This window comes from Pseudomonas sp. TSO6 (assembly GCF_056098905.1).
On record NZ_JBLZWV010000037.1, the window covers coordinates 63,118 to 85,782 of the forward strand.

The 22,665-nt window shown below is 60.8% G+C and carries 26 protein-coding genes; 23 read left to right on the forward strand and 3 right to left on the reverse strand.

Translation table 11 applies throughout. The features are described 5' to 3' along the window. Positions 1-7: 7 nt before the first annotated feature. Positions 8-1,150, reverse strand: coding sequence for an efflux RND transporter periplasmic adaptor subunit (locus ACN6NG_RS16305; protein ID WP_210014381.1), 1,143 nt, complete (start codon positions 1,148-1,150; stop codon positions 8-10). A gap of 189 nt (positions 1,151-1,339) precedes the next feature. Here ACN6NG_RS16305 and ACN6NG_RS16310 point away from each other — a divergent pair, with 189 nt between their 5' ends. Continuing rightward, entirely contained in the window at positions 1,340-1,924 is a 585-nt protein-coding gene (locus tag ACN6NG_RS16310; protein ID WP_210014380.1) for a TetR/AcrR family transcriptional regulator, read from the forward strand. A gap of 321 nt (positions 1,925-2,245) precedes the next feature. On the opposite strand, the gene ACN6NG_RS16315 is transcribed toward ACN6NG_RS16310, so the two are convergent. Then, a complete protein-coding gene (locus ACN6NG_RS16315; RefSeq protein ID WP_474315021.1) occupies positions 2,246-3,148 on the reverse strand; it encodes a LysR family transcriptional regulator in 903 nt (300 codons plus the stop codon). Positions 3,149-3,714: 566 nt separating this feature from the next. Here ACN6NG_RS16315 and ACN6NG_RS16320 point away from each other — a divergent pair. The 9 genes from ACN6NG_RS16320 (at position 3,715) to ACN6NG_RS16360 (ending at position 10,799) form a co-directional block, all read left to right on the forward strand. Next, positions 3,715-4,452 (forward strand): hypothetical protein, encoded by a 738-nt coding sequence (locus ACN6NG_RS16320; RefSeq protein ID WP_210014378.1) that lies wholly within the window; start codon positions 3,715-3,717, stop codon positions 4,450-4,452. A 113-nt stretch (positions 4,453-4,565) separates the two neighbouring features. After that, the gene (locus ACN6NG_RS16325) at positions 4,566-4,781 is read left to right on the forward strand and encodes an AlpA family transcriptional regulator (protein WP_210014377.1); all 216 of its coding nucleotides are present in this window, start codon (positions 4,566-4,568) and stop codon (positions 4,779-4,781) included. Between the two features lie 2 nt (positions 4,782-4,783). Further along, a complete protein-coding gene (locus ACN6NG_RS16330) occupies positions 4,784-5,662 on the forward strand; it encodes a ParA family protein (RefSeq protein WP_210014376.1) in 879 nt (292 codons plus the stop codon). A 14-nt stretch (positions 5,663-5,676) separates the two neighbouring features. Then, entirely contained in the window at positions 5,677-7,188 is a 1,512-nt protein-coding gene (locus ACN6NG_RS16335) for a ParB family protein (RefSeq protein WP_210014375.1), read from the forward strand. A gap of 16 nt (positions 7,189-7,204) precedes the next feature. After that, positions 7,205-7,756, forward strand: coding sequence for a DUF2857 domain-containing protein (locus ACN6NG_RS16340; protein ID WP_210014374.1), 552 nt, complete (start codon positions 7,205-7,207; stop codon positions 7,754-7,756). After that, positions 7,750-8,967 carry an STY4528 family pathogenicity island replication protein gene (locus ACN6NG_RS16345; RefSeq protein WP_210014373.1) on the forward strand — a complete coding sequence of 406 codons (1,218 nt, stop codon included), beginning with the start codon at positions 7,750-7,752 and terminating at the stop codon, positions 8,965-8,967. Before ACN6NG_RS16340 ends, ACN6NG_RS16345 begins: the two co-directional genes overlap by 7 nt. 151 nt (positions 8,968-9,118) lie before the next feature. Further along, positions 9,119-9,874 carry a PFL_4669 family integrating conjugative element protein gene (locus ACN6NG_RS16350; RefSeq protein ID WP_210014372.1) on the forward strand — a complete coding sequence of 252 codons (756 nt, stop codon included), beginning with the start codon at positions 9,119-9,121 and terminating at the stop codon, positions 9,872-9,874. Further along, on the forward strand, positions 9,871-10,365 hold the full coding sequence (locus tag ACN6NG_RS16355) for a DUF3158 family protein (RefSeq protein WP_210014371.1): 495 nt from the start codon (positions 9,871-9,873) through the stop codon (positions 10,363-10,365). Before ACN6NG_RS16350 ends, ACN6NG_RS16355 begins: the two co-directional genes overlap by 4 nt. 5 nt (positions 10,366-10,370) lie before the next feature. Beyond that, positions 10,371-10,799 (forward strand): single-stranded DNA-binding protein, encoded by a 429-nt coding sequence (locus ACN6NG_RS16360; RefSeq protein WP_210014370.1) that lies wholly within the window; start codon positions 10,371-10,373, stop codon positions 10,797-10,799. 93 nt (positions 10,800-10,892) lie between these two features. On the opposite strand, the gene ACN6NG_RS16365 is transcribed toward ACN6NG_RS16360, so the two are convergent. Then, positions 10,893-11,120: a hypothetical protein gene (locus ACN6NG_RS16365; RefSeq protein ID WP_210014369.1), complete on the reverse strand. Its 228-nt coding sequence runs from the start codon at positions 11,118-11,120 to the stop codon at positions 10,893-10,895. A 141-nt stretch (positions 11,121-11,261) separates the two neighbouring features. Here ACN6NG_RS16365 and ACN6NG_RS16370 point away from each other — a divergent pair, with 141 nt between their 5' ends. The 13 genes from ACN6NG_RS16370 (at position 11,262) to ACN6NG_RS16430 (ending at position 22,509) form a co-directional block, all read left to right on the forward strand. Continuing rightward, positions 11,262-11,606 (forward strand): helix-turn-helix domain-containing protein, encoded by a 345-nt coding sequence (locus ACN6NG_RS16370; RefSeq protein WP_210014368.1) that lies wholly within the window; start codon positions 11,262-11,264, stop codon positions 11,604-11,606. Between the two features lie 96 nt (positions 11,607-11,702). Then, entirely contained in the window at positions 11,703-13,670 is a 1,968-nt protein-coding gene (locus tag ACN6NG_RS16375) for a DNA topoisomerase III (RefSeq protein WP_474315027.1), read from the forward strand. Positions 13,671-14,411: 741 nt separating this feature from the next. Then, positions 14,412-14,945, forward strand: coding sequence for an STY4534 family ICE replication protein (locus ACN6NG_RS16380; protein WP_210014366.1), 534 nt, complete (start codon positions 14,412-14,414; stop codon positions 14,943-14,945). Positions 14,946-15,012: 67 nt separating this feature from the next. Then, the gene (locus tag ACN6NG_RS16385) at positions 15,013-15,270 is read left to right on the forward strand and encodes a hypothetical protein (RefSeq protein ID WP_210014365.1); all 258 of its coding nucleotides are present in this window, start codon (positions 15,013-15,015) and stop codon (positions 15,268-15,270) included. 66 nt (positions 15,271-15,336) lie between these two features. Then, positions 15,337-15,831, forward strand: a complete 495-nt coding sequence (locus ACN6NG_RS16390; RefSeq protein ID WP_014753671.1) for a JAB domain-containing protein — start codon at positions 15,337-15,339, stop codon at positions 15,829-15,831. Between the two features lie 65 nt (positions 15,832-15,896). Next, positions 15,897-16,613 carry a DUF5983 family protein gene (locus ACN6NG_RS16395; protein ID WP_210014364.1) on the forward strand — a complete coding sequence of 239 codons (717 nt, stop codon included), beginning with the start codon at positions 15,897-15,899 and terminating at the stop codon, positions 16,611-16,613. Positions 16,614-16,744: 131 nt separating this feature from the next. Further along, on the forward strand, positions 16,745-17,260 hold the full coding sequence (pilL2, locus tag ACN6NG_RS16400) for a PFGI-1 class ICE element type IV pilus protein PilL2 (RefSeq protein WP_210014363.1): 516 nt from the start codon (positions 16,745-16,747) through the stop codon (positions 17,258-17,260). Further along, a complete protein-coding gene (locus tag ACN6NG_RS16405) occupies positions 17,257-17,928 on the forward strand; it encodes a hypothetical protein (RefSeq protein ID WP_210014362.1) in 672 nt (223 codons plus the stop codon). The genes pilL2 and ACN6NG_RS16405 overlap by 4 nt, the downstream gene beginning before the upstream one ends. 10 nt (positions 17,929-17,938) lie before the next feature. After that, on the forward strand, positions 17,939-18,658 hold the full coding sequence (locus ACN6NG_RS16410; protein WP_210014361.1) for a TIGR03759 family integrating conjugative element protein: 720 nt from the start codon (positions 17,939-17,941) through the stop codon (positions 18,656-18,658). Next, the gene (locus tag ACN6NG_RS16415) at positions 18,640-19,194 is read left to right on the forward strand and encodes a lysozyme family protein (protein ID WP_210014360.1); all 555 of its coding nucleotides are present in this window, start codon (positions 18,640-18,642) and stop codon (positions 19,192-19,194) included. Before ACN6NG_RS16410 ends, ACN6NG_RS16415 begins: the two co-directional genes overlap by 19 nt. Continuing rightward, entirely contained in the window at positions 19,191-19,610 is a 420-nt protein-coding gene (locus tag ACN6NG_RS16420) for an integrating conjugative element protein (protein WP_210014359.1), read from the forward strand. Before ACN6NG_RS16415 ends, ACN6NG_RS16420 begins: the two co-directional genes overlap by 4 nt. A gap of 9 nt (positions 19,611-19,619) precedes the next feature. Beyond that, positions 19,620-21,746: a type IV conjugative transfer system coupling protein TraD gene (traD, locus tag ACN6NG_RS16425; protein WP_210014358.1), complete on the forward strand. Its 2,127-nt coding sequence runs from the start codon at positions 19,620-19,622 to the stop codon at positions 21,744-21,746. 34 nt (positions 21,747-21,780) lie between these two features. Next, entirely contained in the window at positions 21,781-22,509 is a 729-nt protein-coding gene (locus tag ACN6NG_RS16430; RefSeq protein WP_182375168.1) for a TIGR03747 family integrating conjugative element membrane protein, read from the forward strand. The last annotated feature ends 156 nt before the right edge of the window (positions 22,510-22,665 follow it).

Here is a 22,665-nt window from a genome sequence, read left to right on the forward strand (position 1 = left end):
CCGCCAGTTATCTAGTAATTCCAACAGAGGTAAGTCGATCAGCCGTCGCCCCAACATCGTATGCATCGACTTTCATGCCCGCTTTCACATGTTGTATACCGTTGACTATAATTCTGGACCCCGGAGCGAACGGTTCATCTGTTAGCCAGCGACCTTGAATTAAACGCTCGGCTTGAAATTTACGTTCCGAAACCACATTTTCGGAGTCCACAAGAAACACAGAAGTCTCACCACGACTGTTCCTTGAGACAGCTTTCTGAGGTATTAGTATCGCCTGCTCACGCGAACCTGACTCAAGCTCGGCCCTGACAAACATTCCCGGGAGCAGAATATGCTCCGGATTGGGCATAAGCACCCTCAAGGTGACGGCGCCCGTACTCTCGTCCACCTGCACTTCTGAAAACTGTAACTTACCAGCATACCCGTATTTAGCACCGTCTTCTAAGGCAACGTATACAGCACTATGATGTTCATTTGAATCTTTCGGGCCAGCGCTATGCTTGCTTAAATAATTTTTCCGTTGCAAGAGCATACTTGCAGGCTGAACGACATCAACGTATATCGGATCTAGTTGTTGTATGACCGCCAAGGCCGATGACTGGTTTTCGATAACCAAAGCACCTTGCGTGACGCTTGACCTACCTATCCTGCCTGAAATAGGAGCAACTATTCGAGTATAATCCAGGTTTATTTGAGCAACTTCAAGGTCTGCCTTAGCCTCCATGAAGCGTGACTGTGCGTCGTCAAATTGTTGCCTGCTAATAGCGCTAGTTTCTATAAGTGTTTTGTAACGCTTAATCAGCGCCTCAGCCGAATGGTAGTTCGCATGCGCACGAGCAAGCGCAGCTCGATAGGGTGCCGCATCAATCTGATAAAGCAATTGACCTTTTTTAACATAGGCCCCTTCGTCAAATGCTTTTTTAAGCAATATTCCAGTCACCTGCGGACGGATTTCAGCGCCCTCTGTGGCACGGGTGCGGCCAGGGAGTTCTACCTTTAGTTGTAGTGTCTCTGGATGAAGGCTAATAGTGCCGACGCGAGGTGGATCCGCTTGTACCTTGACTTCCGACTTAGAGTTTTCGCAACCCGCGAGACTCATGAGCGCCATTAACGCTAGTGCGCCTGGCATCTTCGATTTAAAAAAATACATTTTGATAACCATTTTTAGGTGGGTTGACCCACCCACGTTTAGTGTGTTAGCAGGAGGCCCGCTATCGGCGACCTCCAAATTTGTGGCTAAATCAATCTAGGTCGATCGACCCACCCATCAACCAGTGTACACTGTTTTGGTCGTTAGAGCGCAAGTGTCCCGGATAGATAGGCATAGAGGAGGCATTGGATGGTTAAGAAAATGGGTGATAGCGCCGTTGCTGCTCGCAGAAAGGATCAAGTGCTATCGGCAGCAGCAGAGTGCGTGAGAATGGAAGGCTTTCACCGTGCCAGCATGGCGCAAATCTCCGCTGCTGCCGGGATGAGTCCGGGCCATATCCATCATTTTTTTGGGGGCAAAGAAAGTATAATCGAAGGAGTCGTTGCCAGGGAGCATAACGAGCTGGCAGACCTCATTCAGGAAGTAATCGATAACTCCAGCGAAGCGGGACCGATTGCGGCCTTCGTCGAGTTGGTACCAAAATGTGCAGACAGATACATGGATTTCAATCATGCGGCTCTCGCCGTCGAGATTTTGGCCGAAGCTAGCCGCAACCCTAAAGTCTCTAAATTAATCCAGGAGCATGACAACGCCATGAGCCAGTCATTTAATGACCTGTTCGGGGCCGATGCATCAGATATTAGATCGCGCTGTGAAATCATTGCAGCGTTATTCGAAGGTCTCTCGTCGAGAGCTCTACGAAACGCCGAAGCGAGAACTGTAATAAGCAGAGATATGCTACAGAAAATCGTACACTTAGTTCTTACCTCCTAATCCACATTCAAGCTAAACTCTGCGTCTGTGACCACGGGAGCGGTCACAGGCGCCACACTTTTCTGAGCCTACCCGTAGTCCACAAGCAAAAGCGTATCAGCACACTCCTGCCAGCATATGGTTTAGTGAGATCGAGACAAATAACCACAACCTTGCCCACTTCTATCGATCAAAAAGTAATTTCGCGTAAAAATATTTTATCGACAACCATAGAATACCAAGCCTGCCATAATCACTTAACCCCCAGAGTTCAAGCGTATCCGAATACTACCGAGCGAGGCACTGCAACATATTCTTGCCATCCAACTAGAAAACACATGATTACCCCCCTAACCGCCACACTTCATCTCTGCTCATAATATCCTCCAGCCAAGCCGCAAATGCCTTTATACGCGAAGACAACCTGTTATGCTTCGGATAAACAATTGACAACACTGTGCTTTCAGCCTCCCAGTCCGGTAGAATCTGTCGAATCGAGCCGTTTGCAATCAAAGGCTGCGCTTCGGCAAGCGGCAACAACGCAACTCCCAGGCCAGCTACCGTGGCCGAAGAGACGGCGGCTCCGTTATTGAAATACATATACGGAGTTTGCTTTATTTCATGAATTTCGCTTCCCCGCAGCAGTCGCTGTCGAGCTTTTCTCTCCGTACCTGGAAATCTAAAACCCAGATACTTATGCTCGGTTAAATGGCTCACGTTAAGTATCGCGCTTCCAGCTTCCAAATAAGATACGGATGCGCAAAGACAGAATCGTAACCTCCCTATGTCACGCCGCACTAGATCATTATCATATTCATCGCTGGTGACAACAGCACAGTCCGTCCCAGCCCACTCACTATATGCGATATCAATAAATAAATTAGGATATTGCGAAATAAACTCCGGAAGTTTCGGAATTACAACGCCCGCCCCAACTGCCGAAGGCATTTTTACTCTAATTCTCCCTCTCATTGCGGTGGGGGTTTGTGCAACTAGAGCTTCCAAATCATCCACATCGTCCAATATTAATCTGGCTTTCTCGTAGTACGCCAAGCCGGTCGCTGTGACCTCAACCTTTCTCGTCGTCCTTGTGAGTAACGCAATCCCCAGGCTATTCTCTAAAGATTTCACTTGACCTGAAATGGTAGCTTTCGGCACACCAAGCATATTAGCTGCGCTTACAAAGCTACCAACTTCAACAATGCTGCAAAAGGCGCGCATTGCTTCAATCCTATCAACTGCCATTGTCCGAGTTCTCGTCCACTATAACTCTGAATGCTGGGTTTTTTAGAGTCAAAAATTTGCGTAATATCAGCCGACCAAAGCTAAGAGTTTAGACCCATGAAATCCCCTACGTTGGCAGTGACTATAATCCTATCCCTAATCAGTATCAATGCGGCGGCCGAGGGCGGCGCGGAGGCACTCCAAAACTGGCAGCAACACACCAGAGCGGAGTTCGAGAAACGTGCTCCAGAAGCTTCCAAGCAAGCGAAGCGAGATCAGGCTCCATCGGACGCTACGGAAAGAAAGAGTGACGGTAAAGCTCACCAAGAGCGGAGCGATAGCTGATAAGCTTCGTGGATTCGACGATACGGATTTAATCAGGAGAACCATAGAAGTTGCTTGAGCCGGCAGCGGGTGCACTCGAATGTACCCGCTAGATGTCATTCAATAGTTCGATGCGGACCCACGTAAGTATCGAAACTATCAAGGAGTTCGGTACGGATCTAAAGGTATTGACTCGCTCGACTGAGGCACAGCAACGCCCCCGCCAGCGATCCTAGGACGAACGCAGCAGGAGGCTGTGTGCCATGATCTCGATAAGAAGCTCTTACCATCCCATTGACGCCGCCATCCTGTGGTGTGACTTGTCCGATCACGAAGACGAAATTCTTCAAGCCGAACTGTCCCATCCTGGCAGCCTGCTCAAGCACTTTCCCCAATGGCCACGTCTGCATGATTACGCGGAGTGCATTTATGAGGCCATTCTCAGCGGCGACTTGCCCGCGACCTATTTGGGTCATCCGATCACTTCGGACTATCAGCTACACCGGGTGTACTGGTCCGTCCGGCGCGCCGACCTTGTGGTCTGGTTCGCCCGCAACTACCCAGGCGAAAGGCCCGCTTTCCTGTTTTCGTCAAGCACAGATCACTCAGGGTGTGTCAGCCTGAATGCGCACTTGGCCAAACAGGCGGAGCTGGACTTTGCGCTGCGTACCATAGAGCAATTGCAACTGTCGTATGCTGCCAGCGCTGATAAAATGGCTTCGCTCACCACGCTCAACAACCAACTGGTAGCGCGACTCGATTCTGTTGGCATTCCTTCCGACACTTCCGAAGCTATGCACAACGTGATCGTCGGCGCATTGCTGGAAGTCACGCTCAGCAAATCGAAAACAGGGCAAAGGCAATCGATCTACCCGAGCCAGGCAGCCTTGGTAGAGGCCATTACACTTCGATTTCCTGGGGTAAACGGCCTGAGTAAAAGTACCCTTGATCGGAGATTTGCCGCGGCTCGCCGCCATATGGCCCAGGCAGCACGGGGCTAACGCCGCATTGTCAGGCAATGCTCGGCATTGCCTGACAATGCTTTTCACCCTCTTCCGACCTTCACTGACTGTCACTTCCCACCACGCGCCACCCGGCGCTACGGAGTGACATCATGCAATCGACCAGCCCTGCCTCTCTGCCAGCCGACCGTCACATCATGCGTCGCGATGAAGTGGAACTGAAAACCGGCTTCAAGCGTTCGCACATCTACAACCTGATGAAGGCCGGGCAGTTCCCGCAATGCCGGCGCATCGGCACACGCGCCGTCGGTTGGGACTCACTGGAAATCGAACAGTGGGTCCAGGACCGACTGTCCTCGGGGGACTGACCATGGACGTCCTCTCGCTGATTTCGACCAAGGGCGGCGCAGGCAAGACCACCGTCGCCGCCAACCTGGGCGGTGTGCTCGCCGATGCAGGGCTTCGCGTTCTACTGCTGGATCTGGACAGCCAACCTACGCTGTCCAGTTACTTCGCCTTAGGCGAGTCCCGGGAGGGCGGCAGCTACGAGCTCATTGCCCAGCGGCTCACGGCGCATGAGCAGGTCATCTCCACCACAGTCATTCAGCACCTCGATTTGATCGTCTCCAACGACCGCGCCGGACATATCAGCACCCTGCTGCTTCACGCGGCCGATGGCCGACTGCGACTGCGCAACCTGCTGCCAGCCTTCGAAGATTATTACGATGTGCTGATCATCGACACCCAAGGAGCGCGCAGCGTGGTGGTGGAGATGGTCATCCTCGCCTCCGATTGCGCAGTGTGTCCGGTCCCGCCGGAAATGCTCGCCGCGCGCGAGCTGCGCCGGGGCACGCTGGGCCTGCTTGAAGAGCTGGAGCCTTACCGCTACCTCGGCGTAGCCTTGCCGTCGGTGAAGCTGCTGCTCAACCAGGTCAACGCCAATCGTCGCGATACCCGCTTAATCATCCGGAGCCTACAAACCTCTTTTCAGGATGACCCGCATGTCAGCGTTTGCAGCGTGGTGGTTCCCGACCGCGTAGCCTATCCGAATGCCGCATCGCTCGGCCTGCCTGTGCACCGCGTTGAGCCAGTTCCACTGTCCGGCAGCCGCAGCCCTTGTGCCGCCGAGATCATGCGCGGCTTGGCCATCGAGCTTTTCCCGCAATGGGCTAAGCAACTCGGTGCCCTCGCCGTGCATTCGCCTGGCCGCCCGGCCACTGCCGAGCACCAGCTGATCCGTCGCAGTTGAACGGAGAATGAGTAATGAAGCCGCCGACCTCCGAAGACATCACGCGTCAACTGCAACAGGCGCACTTTCCGCAGAAACACGGTTGCGATCTAGCGGCGGCTCCCGTTGGGGATACGCCGATGGTGGTCAATCTCGAGCAATTGCGCCCCTACGAACTTAACCCGCGTGTAATCCGCAACCCACTGTATGACGACATCAAGGCTTCGATCCGCGAGCGCGGCCTGGATCAGCCACCCGCCATCACCCGCCGCCCCGATGAACCGCACTTCATCATCCGCAACGGCGGCAACACCCGTCTGAGCATCCTCGGCGAGCTGTGGCAGGAAACGCGCGAAGAGCGGTTCTTCCGTATCCATTGCCTGTTCCGCCCTTGGCAATCGGAAGCACATACCTTGCTCGGGCATCTGGCCGAGAGTGACCTGCACGGCCAGTTGACGTTTATCGAGCGGGCGCTGGCCGTGGCGAAGCTGCAGGACATGTTTCAGCCCAGCGACGCCCACCTCACCCAGCGCGAACTCGCGACGCGCTTGAGCGAGGGTGGCTATCCCATCTCGCAGTCACACATCAGCCGCATGTTCGACGCACTCGAGCACCTGCTACCCGTCATCCCGCAGGTGTTGTACGCGGGCCTGGGCAAAAACGCCATCGGGCGCCTCATCAGCTTGCGACGGCGGGCTGAGGCGATCTGGAACCGATACTTCGGCAGCCCCGAGCAGTTCCCGCTTCTGTGGTTTGAAGTTCTGTCAGCGTTCGACGGTGAAAAGCCCGAGCTGGACTCGAGTGAGCTGCAGGACGAATTGATTGCCAGGATGGCAGTGAGTCTGGAGCAGACGCCTCGTCTGTTGGCACTGGAGCTGCACCAGGGACAACGTCCCTCGCTACCCGCCCTGCCTGGCCAGTCCCCAGCGGCCTCACCAATACCTGTCCATGCGCCGGGAAGAAAGACCAAGGCGCCCAAGCTAGAGCCAGATCCGGAGCCAGCTGAGGCCCTCCAGCCACTGCAGGCACCACGCCTACACGATATACGCCAAGCGCTGGGTGACGAACCGTTGCCAGACAAGCCCCTGGAAGAGCTCGAGGATGCTCCTAGCCCGGTCGTCGCGTCACCATCATGCTCCGGGCCACTGGACGATATCAGCGACTTGCGCGCGATCTGCGCCGGCCTGGCTGCCGACCTTGCCGCTTACGCAGACGCCAGCGACATGGTTAGCCCACTCGTGGACGGTCTGGGCTTCACGCTTTCACCGGGACATGGCGAGCGACTCAGCTCGCGGCACACCGGTATTCAGCTGCTGCTCTCGGCCCTGCTGCGCCTTCAGGACGACGTGGCCTGGAAAGAACGTCAGCAGTTGCCGGCAGCACTGTTTGGTCAGCTGCTGATCGGCGTTTACGACCTTCCCTTCACCGACCGCCCAGCCCTGACGGTGGGCCTTGAACGCCTTCCTGATGCCCAGCTGGAGCAGCTGTTCACGCTGATCCGCCACGCCCGGCAGTTGATCGAACTGACGCTGTCGTCCACTCGATAACGTGAGGAGCCACCTCATGAGCACAACTTTCAATCTGTTGAACCATGCCATGTTGAACCAGGTGCTGCATGAGCTGCGCCATGGCAGGTTACAGCGCTGCAAGGCCCTGGGTCTGGCCGATGAAGACATCGAGGTGCTGCAGTCGCTGCCCCCGACCACCCTGTCTCACCTGGCGCACTCGTCGATCGCCTGGGTCGAAGTGAAGGTCGACCTCACCGTGTTGCGCCGCCTGATCGTTCAGGCCGAGCGCGATGAGCAGAACGAGCGGTTGATCAACCGGGCGCTCAAGTTGGGCGCGAGCTCAAACATCATGTACCGCTGCTTCGGCCTGGACCATTCGGAGACCGCGTTGCGCCGCCGCGTGCTGAAGATCGAGACGCACCGCGGTCGGCCGGTCCAGCTCAGTGAAGTGCAGGAGCATGCCGTGTGGAATCGCTGGAGCCAGCTGCGCACAGAGGATCCGGACAACGATCCGCTGGACACCATGATGATGCTGGCCGAGGAGCAACACATCAGCCTGACCCTGGTCTGGCAACAGGTCGAACTGTACGGAGGCACACCATGCTGAGCTTTTACGAGGTCGACTGGCAGGACGTGGTGCGTCAGTGCTACGACGCCCTTCGGCGCCGAAATGAGTGGTACGCGGCGAACGGCAAACTGGTTGTCCCCACCGAGGAGCCCGCGGTGCGGACGATCTACTACGGCGACAATAACCCGCTGCCGCAGACCTTGCTGCTGGATCGCCGCCTGACGCCACTGGAACGCAACACTTGGCAAGTGCTTCGCTGGCTGATCACCGAACGTCAGGTCAAGACGCCACGCTACCAGGACCTGCAGCCCTACCTGGCGACCAGTCCCTGCGGTACTCAGGCCTCTCGGGAAACCATCGCCCGCGCACTCAACGTTCTGCGCACCACGCGCTGGCTCAGCCTGGTGGAGCGCTCACGCGATGCTAGCGGCTGTCTGCGTGGTTGCGTCTATGTGCTGCACGGCGATCCGTTGACCGCAGCCGAACAGTTGGAGCTGGACAGCGGCTACGCGGCGTTGCTGCGACAGAACCTCTCCCATGCCACCAAAGGGGTCCGGGACGTGGCGCAGCATGTGATCGCCGAGATCCAGGCCGACCCCCAGGTGTCCCAGCTCGACAAGGACAGGCTCGGCTCGCTGCCGCTGGTCCAACAGCAAACACTGCCGCTGATGAACGATGAAACACAGACAGAGGATTCCGAACCTGGCGCACACCACCCCATTCGGAATTCTCCGGCTGGTGCAACCAATCCCGAACCCTGCGGCAATGCAGCGGATCTGGCTGTGATTCGGAATGCCGACGCTGGCCGTACAGTACAGAAAGAGCAAAGCAAAAAAAGTACGGTACTGGGGCAGGTGGAGTTTGGTCGAGCACGGTGGCCTGAGGATTTACCGCTGAACCCGAACGAGCGGCGTATGGCCTCCCAGGCGATGCGTCAGCTCGAGCCGGAACAGCAACAAGCGGTGATCAATGAAGCGGCGGTGCGCTGCGCCCGCGGTGAGATTCGAAAACCGGTCGCCTATCTGATGGGCTTGATCAAGCGCGCCTGCCAGGGCGAATTCACTCTGTGGGCCGCGCGTACCGAGCAAGAGAAATCCGCAAACCCTCCTTCACGCCCAGCGAAGCCTGTGCCGGAGGAACCACCCCGCGAGCGATCCAAGCGCAACGGCCAGCGCACCGCCTCGCCACTTGCCCTCTCCTGCTTGGAGGAACTGAAACAACGTTGCCGAGGGATCACTGCGGCGACATAGGGCTGGAGCTCGGTGGACATAATGCCGATGCCATAGATTCCAACAACGTCCACCCTTCTGGAAATGTGACCGCACCATCTTCGCGATGATTCGCGTCCCCGGCCAGGGTTAGGCCCATCGTCGGCGTCATTCCGACGGCGAGGTACTGGCGATGGTCGATCACTACCAACTCAACCTGGGCTCCCTGCGCAGCAGCATCACCCTGACTCTGCACACCCACCATGCGGCACGGCTGTGGCAGGGGCGCAGCGGTCGCGACGGGGTACATCCGATCCTGGGTATGCCCGGTTACATCAGCGTCACCAACCTGCTCAAACACGCCAGCAGCCAAGGTGATCCCTATGCGGACTGGTTCATGCTGCAACTGGAGGAAAAGCTGCTGCAGGCCAGGTTGGACATGGCCACGCTGACGCAGCAAATGAGCCGCGTAGAACGAGCCCTGCCAACGCAAGTCGATGTCGGTGACAACCTCAATATCCACCCCGTCACCCTGCCGCTGTTCATCGGCAGCCAGCTGGGCTTTCTCGCGATCTACCTGCTCACCGACTACGACACCCTGGTCCGGCGGGTACTGCTTGCCCACCACACGGCGCTGATCGGCCGGGGCGACATGGAGTCGTGGATCGATGGCGGGGCGCATCTGCTGCGCAGCCTATTTGGCCTGGCGCAGCGCTACCGACTGGCCGGGGTGAGCCGCGACGACATGGCCGCCAACAACGCCCGTGCCCGCGAAGCCATCGACAAGTTCGGCACCCTGCCGCAGGACATTCTCGAAGGGACGCGCCGCTCTCAGTTTGCCCCGCCGATTGCCCGCAGCAACGCGCCCTCCGAGATCGAAGGCCCGAATCCGCCGGAAGCCGAGGAGCTGCCTACAGCGGACACCGCGAACGACGGAGGTGAGACATGACCCTGGCCGAAGCCATTGCCCGGCGTTTGTCAGCGGATGCCTATCGCGAGTTCGCACAGGGTGCCTCCCTAAAAGGCCTTTTAAAGCCTTTTAAGGGTAAGGGGGAACTGCAGCAGTTCGCCGAGACGATCCTGCGCCTGCGCACCCAGGTCGCCGAGTTGATGGCGGTGATGCTGGCGATCATGGCCCAGCCACCCTTCTCGTTGCTGGACCTGCGACTGGTCGTCCAGCACAGCGCGACGGGCACTGATTTCCTGCGCTGGCGCAGTCCGGACTTCCAGCGCATGGGCGTGCAGGTGTGGCAGGAGGCGGTGGTTCAGCCACGTCTGCACCCTGAGCTGCGGCAAGCGTTGTATCAGCTGGAGACCAACCGCGTGGTGCTGAACCTGCAGATGAGCAGCCTGCAGTCGCTGTATCGCCAGGCTATCGGCGGTGTCAGCAAGCTTGAGGCCGCCAAGCTCGCCCTAACCCGTTCCCCCACCGAGGAGTAACCCGCATGAGTACTTTGTTTGTTGGTGAAGGCAACATCGGCAGCGTGCCGGAGTATCAGGAGTTCAATACCAATCCAGATGAGCCGCGGCGCCTGCTGCGGCTGAATGTCTATTTCGACAACCCCGTACCGCGCGAAGGCGGCTACGAGGATCGCGGCGGCTATTGGGCGCCCGTAGAGCTCTGGAACCGCGACGCCGAACACTGGGCCACGCTCTACCAGAAAGGCATGCGCGTCCTGGTTGAAGGGCGCACGGTCAAGGAGGAATGGGAGGATAGCGAGGACAACGCACGCGTGACGTTCAAGGTGGAGGCGCGGCGCATCGGTATTCTGCCGCACCGCCTGACCTCGGTGACCATGCGTGAGAAAGCCAGCGACAATGCCAGCACTTCGCGCAAGGGGGGAGGCAAGAAAGCGCCACGCAAGTCAGGGTAAGTGCGTGGTACTCAGTGGAATCGCCGCCCGCAGCGCGATATCACTGGAACCATACAGGCAGCTCAGCGGGCAATGCTGGCTGTTGCCGTTGGTTCACTCTCGCCGGACGCTCTTGCGCCGCTCATGTTCGAGCATTAGCTTCACTTCCGCCAAGTACTGGTCCAGGGCAAGGAATGCCCGCCAGTGCAGTGGACTCTCCTGAACCCAGGCAATCAACCGGGCGCGAGCCTCTTCCTTGTCCGGCTCCAGATGGGTGGCCATGAACAGCTCATAGGCCTTGATTGCTAATGCATCTGCCTCACTCTGGTGGGATCCGTGCAAGTTTGTTGTCTCCGTGGTGACGGTCGAGTCATCCAGCTTTTTTCGGTAATACGCCCCATAGGGTTGTTAGTCAACCTTCTGAGTTGTTCATATATTTGGGTTGCTGTTCGACCATATAAGTCGAATTGGAGAGCGCCCCCATTGCCCGTGAAAGAGCCTAGCCCACATCACATTGGTCGCCAGTTGGCGGCTTACCGTAGTGCCTGCCGCCTCACTCAGGCGAAGGTGGGTGAGTACCTGAAGATTTCCGGGGAAGCCGTATCGCGCCTCGAACGAGGCGAGGTTGAGCTTTCCGTAAGCAAGTTGCTGAAATTGGCCGACCTGTATGGCTGCCCTGCCGATGAGTTGCTGCTGGCCATCAGCCCTCGCCCGCAGGATCAGGGCCAACAGATCACGTCGATCATCAAGGAGCTGGGTGAAGCGGATAAGCAGTTCGCCCTGGAGTTTCTGCAAACGCTGGCGAACCACCTCGCGCAACGCAAGTAACGCATGCCCGCCGATATGAGCTGGGCACCTTCGGATTTACCCTGGCGCTTCGCACCCACACCCCCACCCTGTCGGTACCCACCGAGAGGCACGTGTATGCGCCTGTTCATCTGCGAGAAACCTTCCCAAGCCCGCGACATCGCCCGGGTGCTGCAGGCCAGCAATCGCGGTGATGGCTGCCTGAAGGGTCAGAACGTCACCGTCACCTGGTGCGTCGGGCATCTGCTGGAGACCGCTCCGCCCGAAGCCTATGGGGATTACAAACGCTGGTCGCTGGACGACCTACCCATCATTCCCAGCCACTGGCAATTGGTGGCCAAGCCCAAGGTCGCTGGCCAGCTCAAGGTGATCAGCCAACTGCTGCGCACCTGCAGCGAAGTGATCATCGCCACCGACGCCGACCGCGAGGGCGAGATGATTGCCAGGGAAATTCTCGAGCGCTGCCAGTACCAGGGGCCGATTCTGCGCCTGTGGCTGTCCGCACTGGATGAGGCATCGATACGCCGGGCCTTGGGCACCTTGCGTCCAGGGGAAGAGACCTTGCCGCTCTATCACTGTGCGCTGGCCCGCTCCCGTGCAGACTGGCTGGTGGGCATCAACCTGAGCCGGCTGTTCACCCTACTCGGCCGCCGCGCTGGTTTCGATGGCCTGCTGCCAGTGGGCCGTGTACAGACGCCCACCCTGCGCCTGGTGGTCGAGCGTGACCGAGCGATCGCCAGCTTTGTGCCGCGACCTTTCTGGACCGTCGATGCGCACCTGGAGCAGGACGGCATCCGTTTTCACGCGCGCTGGCAGCCCACCGCCGCGGTCAGCGATGCGGTTGGACGCTGTATCGACGAAACCGCCGCGCAGCAGGCGCTCAGGCGCCTCACTCAAGCTGGCAGCGCACAGATCGACAGCGTCGAGGTCGAGCGCGTGCGCGAAGGCCCGCCGCTGCCGTTCGACCTGGGCACGTTGCAAGAGATCTGCTCGGCCAAGCTCGGACTGGGTGCACAGGAGACCCTGGCCACTGCCCAGGCCCTGTATGAAACCCACAAGGTGACGACCTACCCGAGAAGCGACTGCGGCTACTTGCCGGAGAGCATGCTCGATAAGGTGCCGCGCGTCCTTCACGCCTTGGCCGCCGCCGCACCATCGCTGGGGGAAATCCTCAAGGAGGTCGACCCCAGCCGCCGCTCCCGTGCCTGGAACAGCAGCAAGATCACCGCGCACCACGGCATAATTCCCACCGCCGTCACGCTGGATTTGGCGCAGCTCTCCGAGCGCGAGCGGGCGGTTTACACGCTGATTCGCGCCCGCTACCTCGCGCAGTTCATGCCCGAGCATCAGTACTTGAAAACCCAGGCGCTGCTGCACAGCCAGGCAGATCACCTGGTGGCGCGCGGCAAGCAGATCCTGGTCCGCGGCTGGAAGGCGGTGATCAACGAGGCCGACGGTAACGAGCCGGCTGAACAGGCGCAGCAGCTGCCGACGTTGCGTGAATCCGCGACGGTGGCGCTGATCGACGCCACGCTCAACGCACAGCGCACACAACCACCCAAGGCCTATACCGAAGGCACCTTGGTCAAAGCAATGAAAACCATCGCCAACCAGGTAGCCGAGCCGCGGCTCAAGCAGAAGCTCAAGGACAGCTGCGGACTCGGTACTGAGGCTACCCGCGCGGCAATCATCCAGGGTTTGATCGACCACGGTTACCTGACCAAGAAGAAACGCAGCCTGGCCGCCTCAGCCGCCGCGCATACCTTAATCGAAGCGGTGCCGCCAGAAGTAGCCGACCCGGTCATGACCGCGCTGTGGGAGCAGGCGCTGGACCGCATCGAATCGGGCCAGCTGAGCGTCGAGACCTTTCTCGCCAAACAGGCAGAGTGGCTGACTCGACTGGTGCGCAGTAACGCCACGCTCACCCTGCGGCCGCCCCCCAGCAAAGGGCCGTTATGTCCGGTTTGCCGCAGCGCCATGCGCCAGCGCAAAGGTCGCACCGGCACCTTCTGGTCGTGCATCCGCTACCCCGAGTGCAAGGGCACCAAACCGGTGGCAAAAACCAAGCGGGCGAAAAACGCATGACTTGACGGCACACCGCAGCGCTGGTGTAGTGATCCGGCCCCTCGCCGCTTGGCGACCAAGACCGATTCGCTCCGGGTAGCTCGGTCAGACTCCTAGAGTTCGGAGCCACACTTCAGCGCATCCGCGGATGACTTCTCAGCGTTCCGAGTCTCCCAGGTGGATGACCCGTGCGGCTTGTACCAGGCCATAGGGGTCATCCGCTTCGGCGACGATGCTCAGCTCCGGTGCCCGCCGGCGAAACACTGGGCACCTTTTGTGCGCGGATGCGTGCCAGTTTATTCCGACCCAGGCCACGACAAGGGTCGGTTGATCCAGGTGGATCGGTAGTGGAGCTCTGCGACGGACTCCGGTGCCACATCGCCGGGTCAAGGGTGGTCCAACTCCTCCTAGCCTGATGACCGTCGGGCTATTTTTTCGCCGCCGAGATTCCACCGAAAGCCACCCGATTCCGCCCGCCAAGACCGCCTGAAAAACACGGTTGACGGGCCTTTCGGGGCGTTCTATAGGTGAGCTGCACACCGCTGTCGTTGACAGCACCCAGGTAGCCAGGACCTTCAAGGCTACGCCCGTTTCGGGTGGTTCTCCCCCAAAGTGCGACTCGCGCTCGGCAGCTCGCACGGTCACCGTCCCATCGGTGATGAGCGCCTTCTCGACCGATCATGTGTTTGCACCTCCCCTTGCGGAACTCACCAGCCGCCAGGGCCGGTGGATGTCCGCGTTCTGCTGAACAGGAGCTCCATCATGACTACTGCAAGCAATAACGCCCCCACCACCTACTTCAACCTGCACACCCAAGGCATCGGTTACCTCAACCGTGTTCGCGAAGTCCCGGCTCGCCGCGGCCAAGCGTTCATGGCCTGTGACATCGCTGCCTTGCACGGTGCCTCGGACGACGTCGAGTACACCCGCTTCGACTGCAAGGTCGCCAGCGGTGAAGCCGACCGGCTGATCCGTGAACACCTGGAAGACGTCCGCGCGGAACGCAAGGTCCTTATCGCATTTCGCATCGGTGACCTCTGGGTCGATCCGTTCATGTACGAGAAAGGCGAACGCAAGGGGCAACCCGGCGCCAGCCTCAAAGGCCGACTGATCTTCATCGAGTGGATCAAGGTCGACGGTCAGTTCAGCTACCGTGCGCCGGCTCGGACCGACACTGCTGCAGCGCCTGAGGCTGCTGAATCAGCAGAGTCTGAACAAGCGGACGGTGGCGCTGACCAAGGCCAGCCAATCCCACCCGCTGCACGTAAATCGACCGCCGCACGTCAGTCTGCTTGAGGCAGGTTGGCCGCCCGCAGCAGGCGCTCTCATGAGCGCCTGTTGTTCCTTTATGTCGGAGGTCGCCATGGAAAGCTTCTGGCTCTGCGAAGACTGCCTGCAGGCAGTCGCCTACGACGACTTCAGCGGGCTGTCGCTGTACTACAGCGAGGCTGAAGTCGAACACCGCATCGCTCACATGCGCGCCCAACTGCAAGCCCTGCTACCGCTGAGTGCCGACTTCGACCCGCAGACTAGCGCCGGTATCGAGGCCTTCTCCATGCAACCGTGCGAGGGCTGCCTAAGCCCGCTGCACGGCACTCGACATCGCTTCACGCGCCTTTGATCACGCACTTAAACCAGCCTGGGGCACTCCCCCAGGGGGCGCTCCATCTGCCACGAGGAATTGCCCATGAACACCGCCTTGAACCTGGTTGACCCGCTCGATTCGGTACTGGCCCAACGCGCCCGTGAGGATGCGCTGATCACCGAGGCCCTGCAGCTGCTGGACCAACGTCACTTCCAGCGCGGGGAGGTGCTGATAACCCCCGCCGATGCCGCAGCCTACTTGAAACTGCAACTCGCCCCTTACCACCACGAGGTGTTTGCCTTGCTCTGCCTCGACTCGCGCCACCGTGTGTTGAGCTTCGACATCCTCTTCACCGGCAGCATTGACGGTGCCTCCGTGTATCCACGCCAAGTGGTCATCAAGGCACTCGAACACAATGCCGCCGCCGTGATCTTCAGCCACAACCACCCCTCCGGCTGCTCGGAACCGAGCGGCGCTGATCGGGTACTCACCACCCGCCTGACCGAGGCTTTGGCCTTGGTCGAGGTATGCGTCCTGGACCATATCATCGTCGGCGAAGGCACTCCGCTTTCGTTGGCCGAGTACGGCTGGATGTGACAGCCCACTTTGCCCATGAGGTCACCGCCCGTTCGGGGTGGCCTCGGCGCTTTCGGAGAATCACCATGCACCCTTCCCTGCCCAATCCGTTTCTTCGCGGTTTCCAAGACTTGCGCTACGAGCGTGTCCTGCAGATCAGCTATGCTGACGATTGCCCGCCGTGCTACCGCGCGCTGCACCCGGCTCAGAACGAGCTGCCCGATGAGGCCATCAGCCTGCAGCCGTGTCTGTTTGATGACGACGTCGCGGTGGTCACCGACGGCGAGTGCGTACCCGAGTTTGTTCGCATGCGCTGCCCGGCCGACGGCCTGGTGAACACGGTGCTCTACCAGATCCTGGGCAATCAGCTCGGACGCTCGATGCATATCGGCGACCTCGGCAACGTGGAAGCTGCGCGCAACCTGATCGATCAACTGTCCTTTGCCACCGGACACTACAGCCGCAGTTGGGAGATCAGCAGCGCGCACCTGCCCGCAGACGAGTTCGAGTTCCTGCAGGTGTGCACCTGGTGCAATTCGCCAGCGGGTTTCTTCGAGTGCTTCGAGCTCAACAGCAACCATGCCGTGGGGTGCAAGCTGTACTCGACACCCTGGGTAGCGGCACATGAAGCCAGCAGGTTCGGCTGGAGCGCCAGCGAAGTCTGTGCGCACATGCGCGATAACCATGTCCCGCCGGTGCTGCTCCAGCTGCTGATGCTGGCAGGCCAGGCAGACACCCGCCTGCTGATCTTTGACCCTGACGCCGCACCACTGGCTGAGCTACCGCTCTACACCGAAGACTGATCAAGGCGCCCTCCCGGGCGCCTTTTTTCGTGGTGGCCGACTGAAAAGCTGGCTGGCCAGATTCGGTTTTCCAGTGGGGCCTCGACTCACACCTTCGCCATCGTATCGGCAACATTTGTCGAGACACGGTCATGCACACACCCACACTCGCCACCCTCGGACTGATGATCGCCCTGGCGGGCTGCAGCACGCCTCCACCGCCTTCGGCACCGGCCCCCCCAGCACCACCCGCGTTGCCGAGAGAATCGCCAGAGCCGAAAACCCAGCTTCCGGCCTGGGTTCGCCAGGACCGCTACACCCTCGTCACGACGCGACCGACGCTGGAGCAGCGCCAACCGCTGTATCAACTGGTCAACGTTCAGATCGCGCCATCCTTGCACGCCACCGTCGGTGAAGCCCTGCGTCACGTGCTGCAACGCTCGGGCTACGCGCTATGCGCCGATAGCCCTGGGGTGGATCGCTTGTTCCGTCGCCCTCTGCCCGCGGTGCAGCACCAGCTCGGACCGGTCTCGCTGCTGGACGCCCTGACCATCATCGGCGGCCCGGCCTGGCGACTCGACATCGATCCAGTTGATCGGACCATATGCTATGCCCTGCGCGTGCCGCCGCCCGCTCCACCCTTCTCGACCCTGGAGCTCACGCCATGAAGGTCCTTCATTTTCAGGCCCTGGTGGTCGGTGCCCTCTGCCTGGGCGCCGCCGTGCTCGCCGCCGAAACGTACAACCATCATCAGCAACTGGCCGAGCTTCAGGCTGCGGCCCGCAACGCCCCGGCCGACCCAGAGCCCGCCCTGCGCCGCGATATCGATGCGTTGGCCGAACGGCTCACAACGCTGCAGCCGCAAGTCGTGGCGTTGGCCGACGCACAAGATCGACACACTGCGGCGCAGGCAGCCCTCGGCCAGCAGCAGGATGAGCTGACCGCCTCGCTCAAGACGCTCCAGGCAGCACCGCCAGGGCCTAGCAGCAACGATCTGAGCACACTGGAGCAACGACTAGCCACGGCAGAGGCCACGCTCGAGAAACTGTCGGCCCGCCCTTCTGTGCCTGCGACCGCCAGCACGCAGCCAAAGGCCTCCATCAGTGAAAAAGCTAAGCCCAAGCCTCTGGACCCGCCCTTCACCCTGCTGGGTACCGAGACCCGAGGTGACATCAGGTTCGTGACAGCCCTGCCCGCAGGTGCTCATTCGCTGACGACCGCGCACTTGCTACAGCCTGGCGACAGCTTGAACAGCTGGCAGCTGCGCGCGATCCGCGCGGACCAGGTGGTGTTCCATGTCCCGGGGCATGGCGACCACACACTGCCCCTGCCGTGACGAGGTGCGTATGGCTCGTTTTTCCATCTTCTCGCTCATCCTGCTCCCCAGCTGCCTATTCGCAGGCGTGGCGTGGAGCGCGCCGAAGCTGGTCGACTCGGCCCCGCAGTTCAGCGAACAAAAGCCGCTGGATCGGCAGGCATCCGATGCGGCTCGGGCAAAGGCCTGGGGACTGTCTGATGAAGAATGGGCCAAGTTCGAGCGTCTGCAGGCTGGGCCCCGCCACTACTGGTCGCCGCAGCTCGACCCGCTCAGCACTCTCGGGGTGGAAGCCGACTCGGACCAGGAACGGCAGCGCTACGCCGAGCTGCAGGTCCGTCTCGAAGCCAAACGCGCTGAGCGTGAACTGGCCTACCAGAAGGCCTACACCGCCGCCTGGGCTCGACTGTTCCCGGGCATGCTGCCCGTGCAGGGCATGGCCGACGATCCAGCGGCTACCCCTGCCGGCCGCTTTGCCCTGTTTGTGGAAGAACGCTGCCCGCCCTGCGTCTCCAACACCCAGCAGTGGCTGCGTGTCGGCGCACACCTCGATGTGTACTTGATCGGCAGCCAGGGTGACGACGGGCGTCTGCGCCAATGGGCGCGGAGCGCTGGGATTACCCCCGCCCAGGTCAGCAGTGGCCAGGTCACCCTCAACCATGACCGCGGCCGCTGGTTCGCCCTGGGCGCCAGCCGCCCCTTACCGGCGCGCTACCAGCAGGTGGACGGGAAATGGCAGCGCATCGACTGATCCTCGCGCTGGCCTTGACCTGCGCCACGGCCGTTCACGCCGACGCGCTACCGCCGCCGGCGTATCAACTGGCTGCCGCGCGTGCCGGGATCCCCGCCTCCGTGCTATTCGCCATCGCCCTGCAGGAGAGCGGTACGCCACTGCGGGGTCACCTCATGCCCTGGCCCTGGACCCTGAATGTCGCGGGCACACCGCAGCGTTTCGCCCGCCGTGATGAGGCGTGTGCCGCACTCAAACAGGCGCTGATCCGCCACGATCCCAAGCGCATCGATGTCGGGCTGGGCCAGACCAACCTCGGCTACCACCCGGATCGCTACCGCAGCGCCTGCGAGGCTCTCGATCCTCGCGCCAACCTGGCCGTGACTGCCGAGCTGCTGCGCGCCCACTATGCCGACAGCGGTGACTGGGTCGTGGCGGCGGGCCGCTATCACCGCCCTGCCGGCGGTAAACCCGCAGCGCAGTACCGCCGACAGTTCAGCCAGCACTGGCAGCGTGTCCAGGCGGTCGCGGCATCCCCGAGAGGGCCGCAGCCATGAACCATCGGTGCTGGGTAACGCTGTTTATCTGCCTGTGGTGGACGGTTGCCGCGCTCGCGGCCCCCAGCCAACTGCCCGATCCCCGCGCGCTGACCTGGGCCCTGCCTGTACACAGTACACGCCTTTCACCCGGTGCCGTCTCGCCAAGGACATTGAAGCTGCCAGGATTCACGCCGCTGTTCCTGGTCGGGCACGACGCCGCCTCTCTGCAATGGTTGGCCCAGCATGCGCAGAGGCTGCAGGACATGGGCGCCAGCGGTCTGGCGGTTGAAGTGGCCGACGCCCAGGCGTTGCGCCGCATCCAGGCGGCAGCCCCGGGGCTGGACATTTGGCCGGTGAGTGGTGACGACATCGCCGAACGCCTGGAACTTCAGCACTACCCGGTGCTGATCACGCCCACCGGCCTGGAACAGTGAGGGCTCATCATGAGCGAGCATGCGATGGAGTCCCTGCTGCGCCCTGCGGTGGAGCTGTACACCGTGGGCATCTGCGCCGGTGCCGGCGCCCTGTGCCTGCACTCGCCCTGGGCGGTAGCCCTGTCACCCGAGGTCGGGGCCGGCATGGCACTGGCCTATACCGCGTTCGGCCTGAAGCGGCTCAATGAGGCGCGGATCGTCCTGCGCTATCGGCGCAATATCCGCCGCCTGCCACGCTATTCGCTGACCAGTCGCCAGATTCCGGTGAGTGGCAAGCGCTTGTTCATGGGCCGCGGCTTTCGCTGGACCCGCCTGCACACCCAGCGTCTGCTCGAGGCCCAGGACCCGGCGCTGGCCCACTACGTCAATCAATCGGCTGCCCACCAGTGGGCGCGCCGGATGGAACACTTGCTGGAGAAGGCCCCGCCTGGGCTGTCACTGCTGCCCCGCCTGACCGCCTGGGACAGCCCATTCAACCCGGTGCGGCCGCTGCCGCCAGTGGGTGGCTCACCTCTGCTGCATGGCGTCGAGCCGAAGGAACAGGAAGCCAGCTTGCCGCTGGGAGAGCGAGTCGGGCATACCCTGGTGCTGGGCACCACGCGGGTCGGCAAGACACGCCTGGCCGAGGTGTACATCACCCAGGACATCCACCGCCCTACTCAGGAAGTGGTGATTGTCTTCGATCCCAAAGGCGATGCCGATCTGCTCAAGCGCATGTGCGTGGAAGCGCGGCGCGCCGGCCGCGAGCATGAGTTCTATGTGTTCCACCTGGGCTGGCCGGAGATTTCCGCCCGCTACAACGCCATCGGCCGCTTCGGCCGCATCTCCGAAGTCGCCACCCGCATCGCTGGCCAGTTGAGCGGTGAAGGCAACTCGGCGGCGTTTCGCGAGTTCGCCTGGCGCTTCGTCAATATCATCGCCCGGGCGCTGATCGAGCTCGGCCGGCGCCCCGACTACCTGCAGATCCAGCGGCACGTGGTGAACATCGATGCGCTGTTTATCGAGTACGCCCAGCACTTCTTCGCCCGCGATGATCCGCAGGCCTGGGAAGCAATCGTGCAGATCGAAGGTCGCCTAAACGAAAAGAACATCCCGCGGCACATGATCGGCCGAGAAAAGCGCGTGGTCGCCATCGAGCAGTACCTGACCGCCAAGCGCATCTTCGATCCGGTGATGGACGGCCTGCGCTCGGCCGTGCGCTACGACCGCACCTACTTCGACAAGATCGTGGCTTCACTGCTGCCACTCCTGGAAAAACTCACCAGCGGCAAGACCGCACAACTGCTCGCCCCCAACTACACCGACCTCGACGATCCACGGCCGATCTTCGACTGGCTGCAGGTCATCCGCAAACGCGGCATCGTCTACGTCGGCCTGGATGCGCTGTCCGATGCCGAGGTGGCCGCTGCCGTCGGCAACTCGATGTTTGCCGACCTGGTCTCCGTCGCGGGCCATATCTACAAACACGGTATCGACCATGGTCTACCAGGCTCCTCCAGCGCCGCGGACAAGGTGCCGATCAACCTGCACGCCGATGAGTTCAACGAGCTGATGGGCGACGAGTTCATTCCGCTGATCAACAAGGGTGGTGGAGCCGGTATCCAGGTCACCGCCTATACCCAGACCTTGAGCGACATCGAGGCGCGGATCGGCAACCGGGCCAAGGCCGGTCAGGTCATCGGCAACTTCAACACCCTGCAGATGCTGCGGGTACGGGAGACCGCCACCGCCGAACTGCTGACCAACCAGTTGCCCAAGGTCAACGTGCAGACACGCACCCTGGTCTCCGGCGCGACGGACACCGCCGATCCTGATGCCCGTACTGACTTCACCTCCTCCTCGCAAGACCGGGTCACCACCACCGCCGTGCCACTGATCGAACCCGCACACATCATCGCCTTGCCCAAGGGGCAGATGTTCTCGTTCCAGGAAGGTGGGCAACTGTGGAAAGTACGCATGCCGCTACCGAAGCCGGCTAGCGACGATGCGATGCCGGCGGATCTCCAGACCCTGGCTGCGCGCATGCGCGAGTCCTACAACGTCAATGCGGGGAGTTGGTGGAGCAGCGCTGGCGGTGCACCGACGATCGATTTCGATCCCGAGATGCCTCCTCCCGGGCGCAGACACACCCCGTAAGCGCGCCGTCAGCAACCGAGTATGCGGAGCCCGTATGCCTACCACCCCAGCCAGCTCACCTCCTCCACAGCGAAGTCCGGGGCTCATTATCGGCATGCTCGAGCTGTGTCTGCGACTGCTCGGCCTGCTGTTCGCTTCGCTGATCTTCTCCATCGTGCTGGAGTTTGTGGGCATGCTGTGGTTCTGGCCCGAGCAGGGCTGGCATCACAGCCATGCCATGTGGCTGAGCGAGCTGGGCTGGCTCAGTGGCCACTTCAAGAGTTCGCTGCTCGTGCAAGAGCCGGCGCAAGCGGCCGCCAAGGTACTCGAACACCTGAACGACTGGGTCGTAGTGCGCACCGGATGGGCGCATTCCGATACCCAGCTGAGATTGCTCAGCCGAGAACCTTCAAAGCAGGGGGAGTTCGCGCAGGTCTACGTTTTGACGCAGGACTACCTACTAGCGGCCCTGTTCACTACTTTCACCTTCGTGGTGCGACTGGCCGTACTCACACTATCTATGCCTCTGTTCCTGCTCGCGGTGATCACCGGCGCGATCGATGGTTTGATGCGTCGCGACCTGCGCAAGTTTGGAGCGGGCCGGGAGAGCAGCTTTGTCTACCATCGAGCGAAGCGGTTGTTGCTGCCGCTGATGGTAAGCCCTTGGGTGATCTACCTCACCCTGCCCTTATCGGTGAATCCCATTTGGGTCCTACTGCCATGCGCTGCAGTGCTTGGATGGATGGTGGCAATTACGGCTGCGACTTTCAAAAAATACCTTTGACCGTCCGCTATCGACCCATTGCGGCCATTCGCGGAGGCCAATAAACGGCCCATTGCACCCCTTCGACCCTATCGCTCGATAGGTGATCATGGCGCACTTCGATACAGATATGGCCTAGTTCGAAGCTACCATCTTGGCCCTGTGGGGCTATTCCAA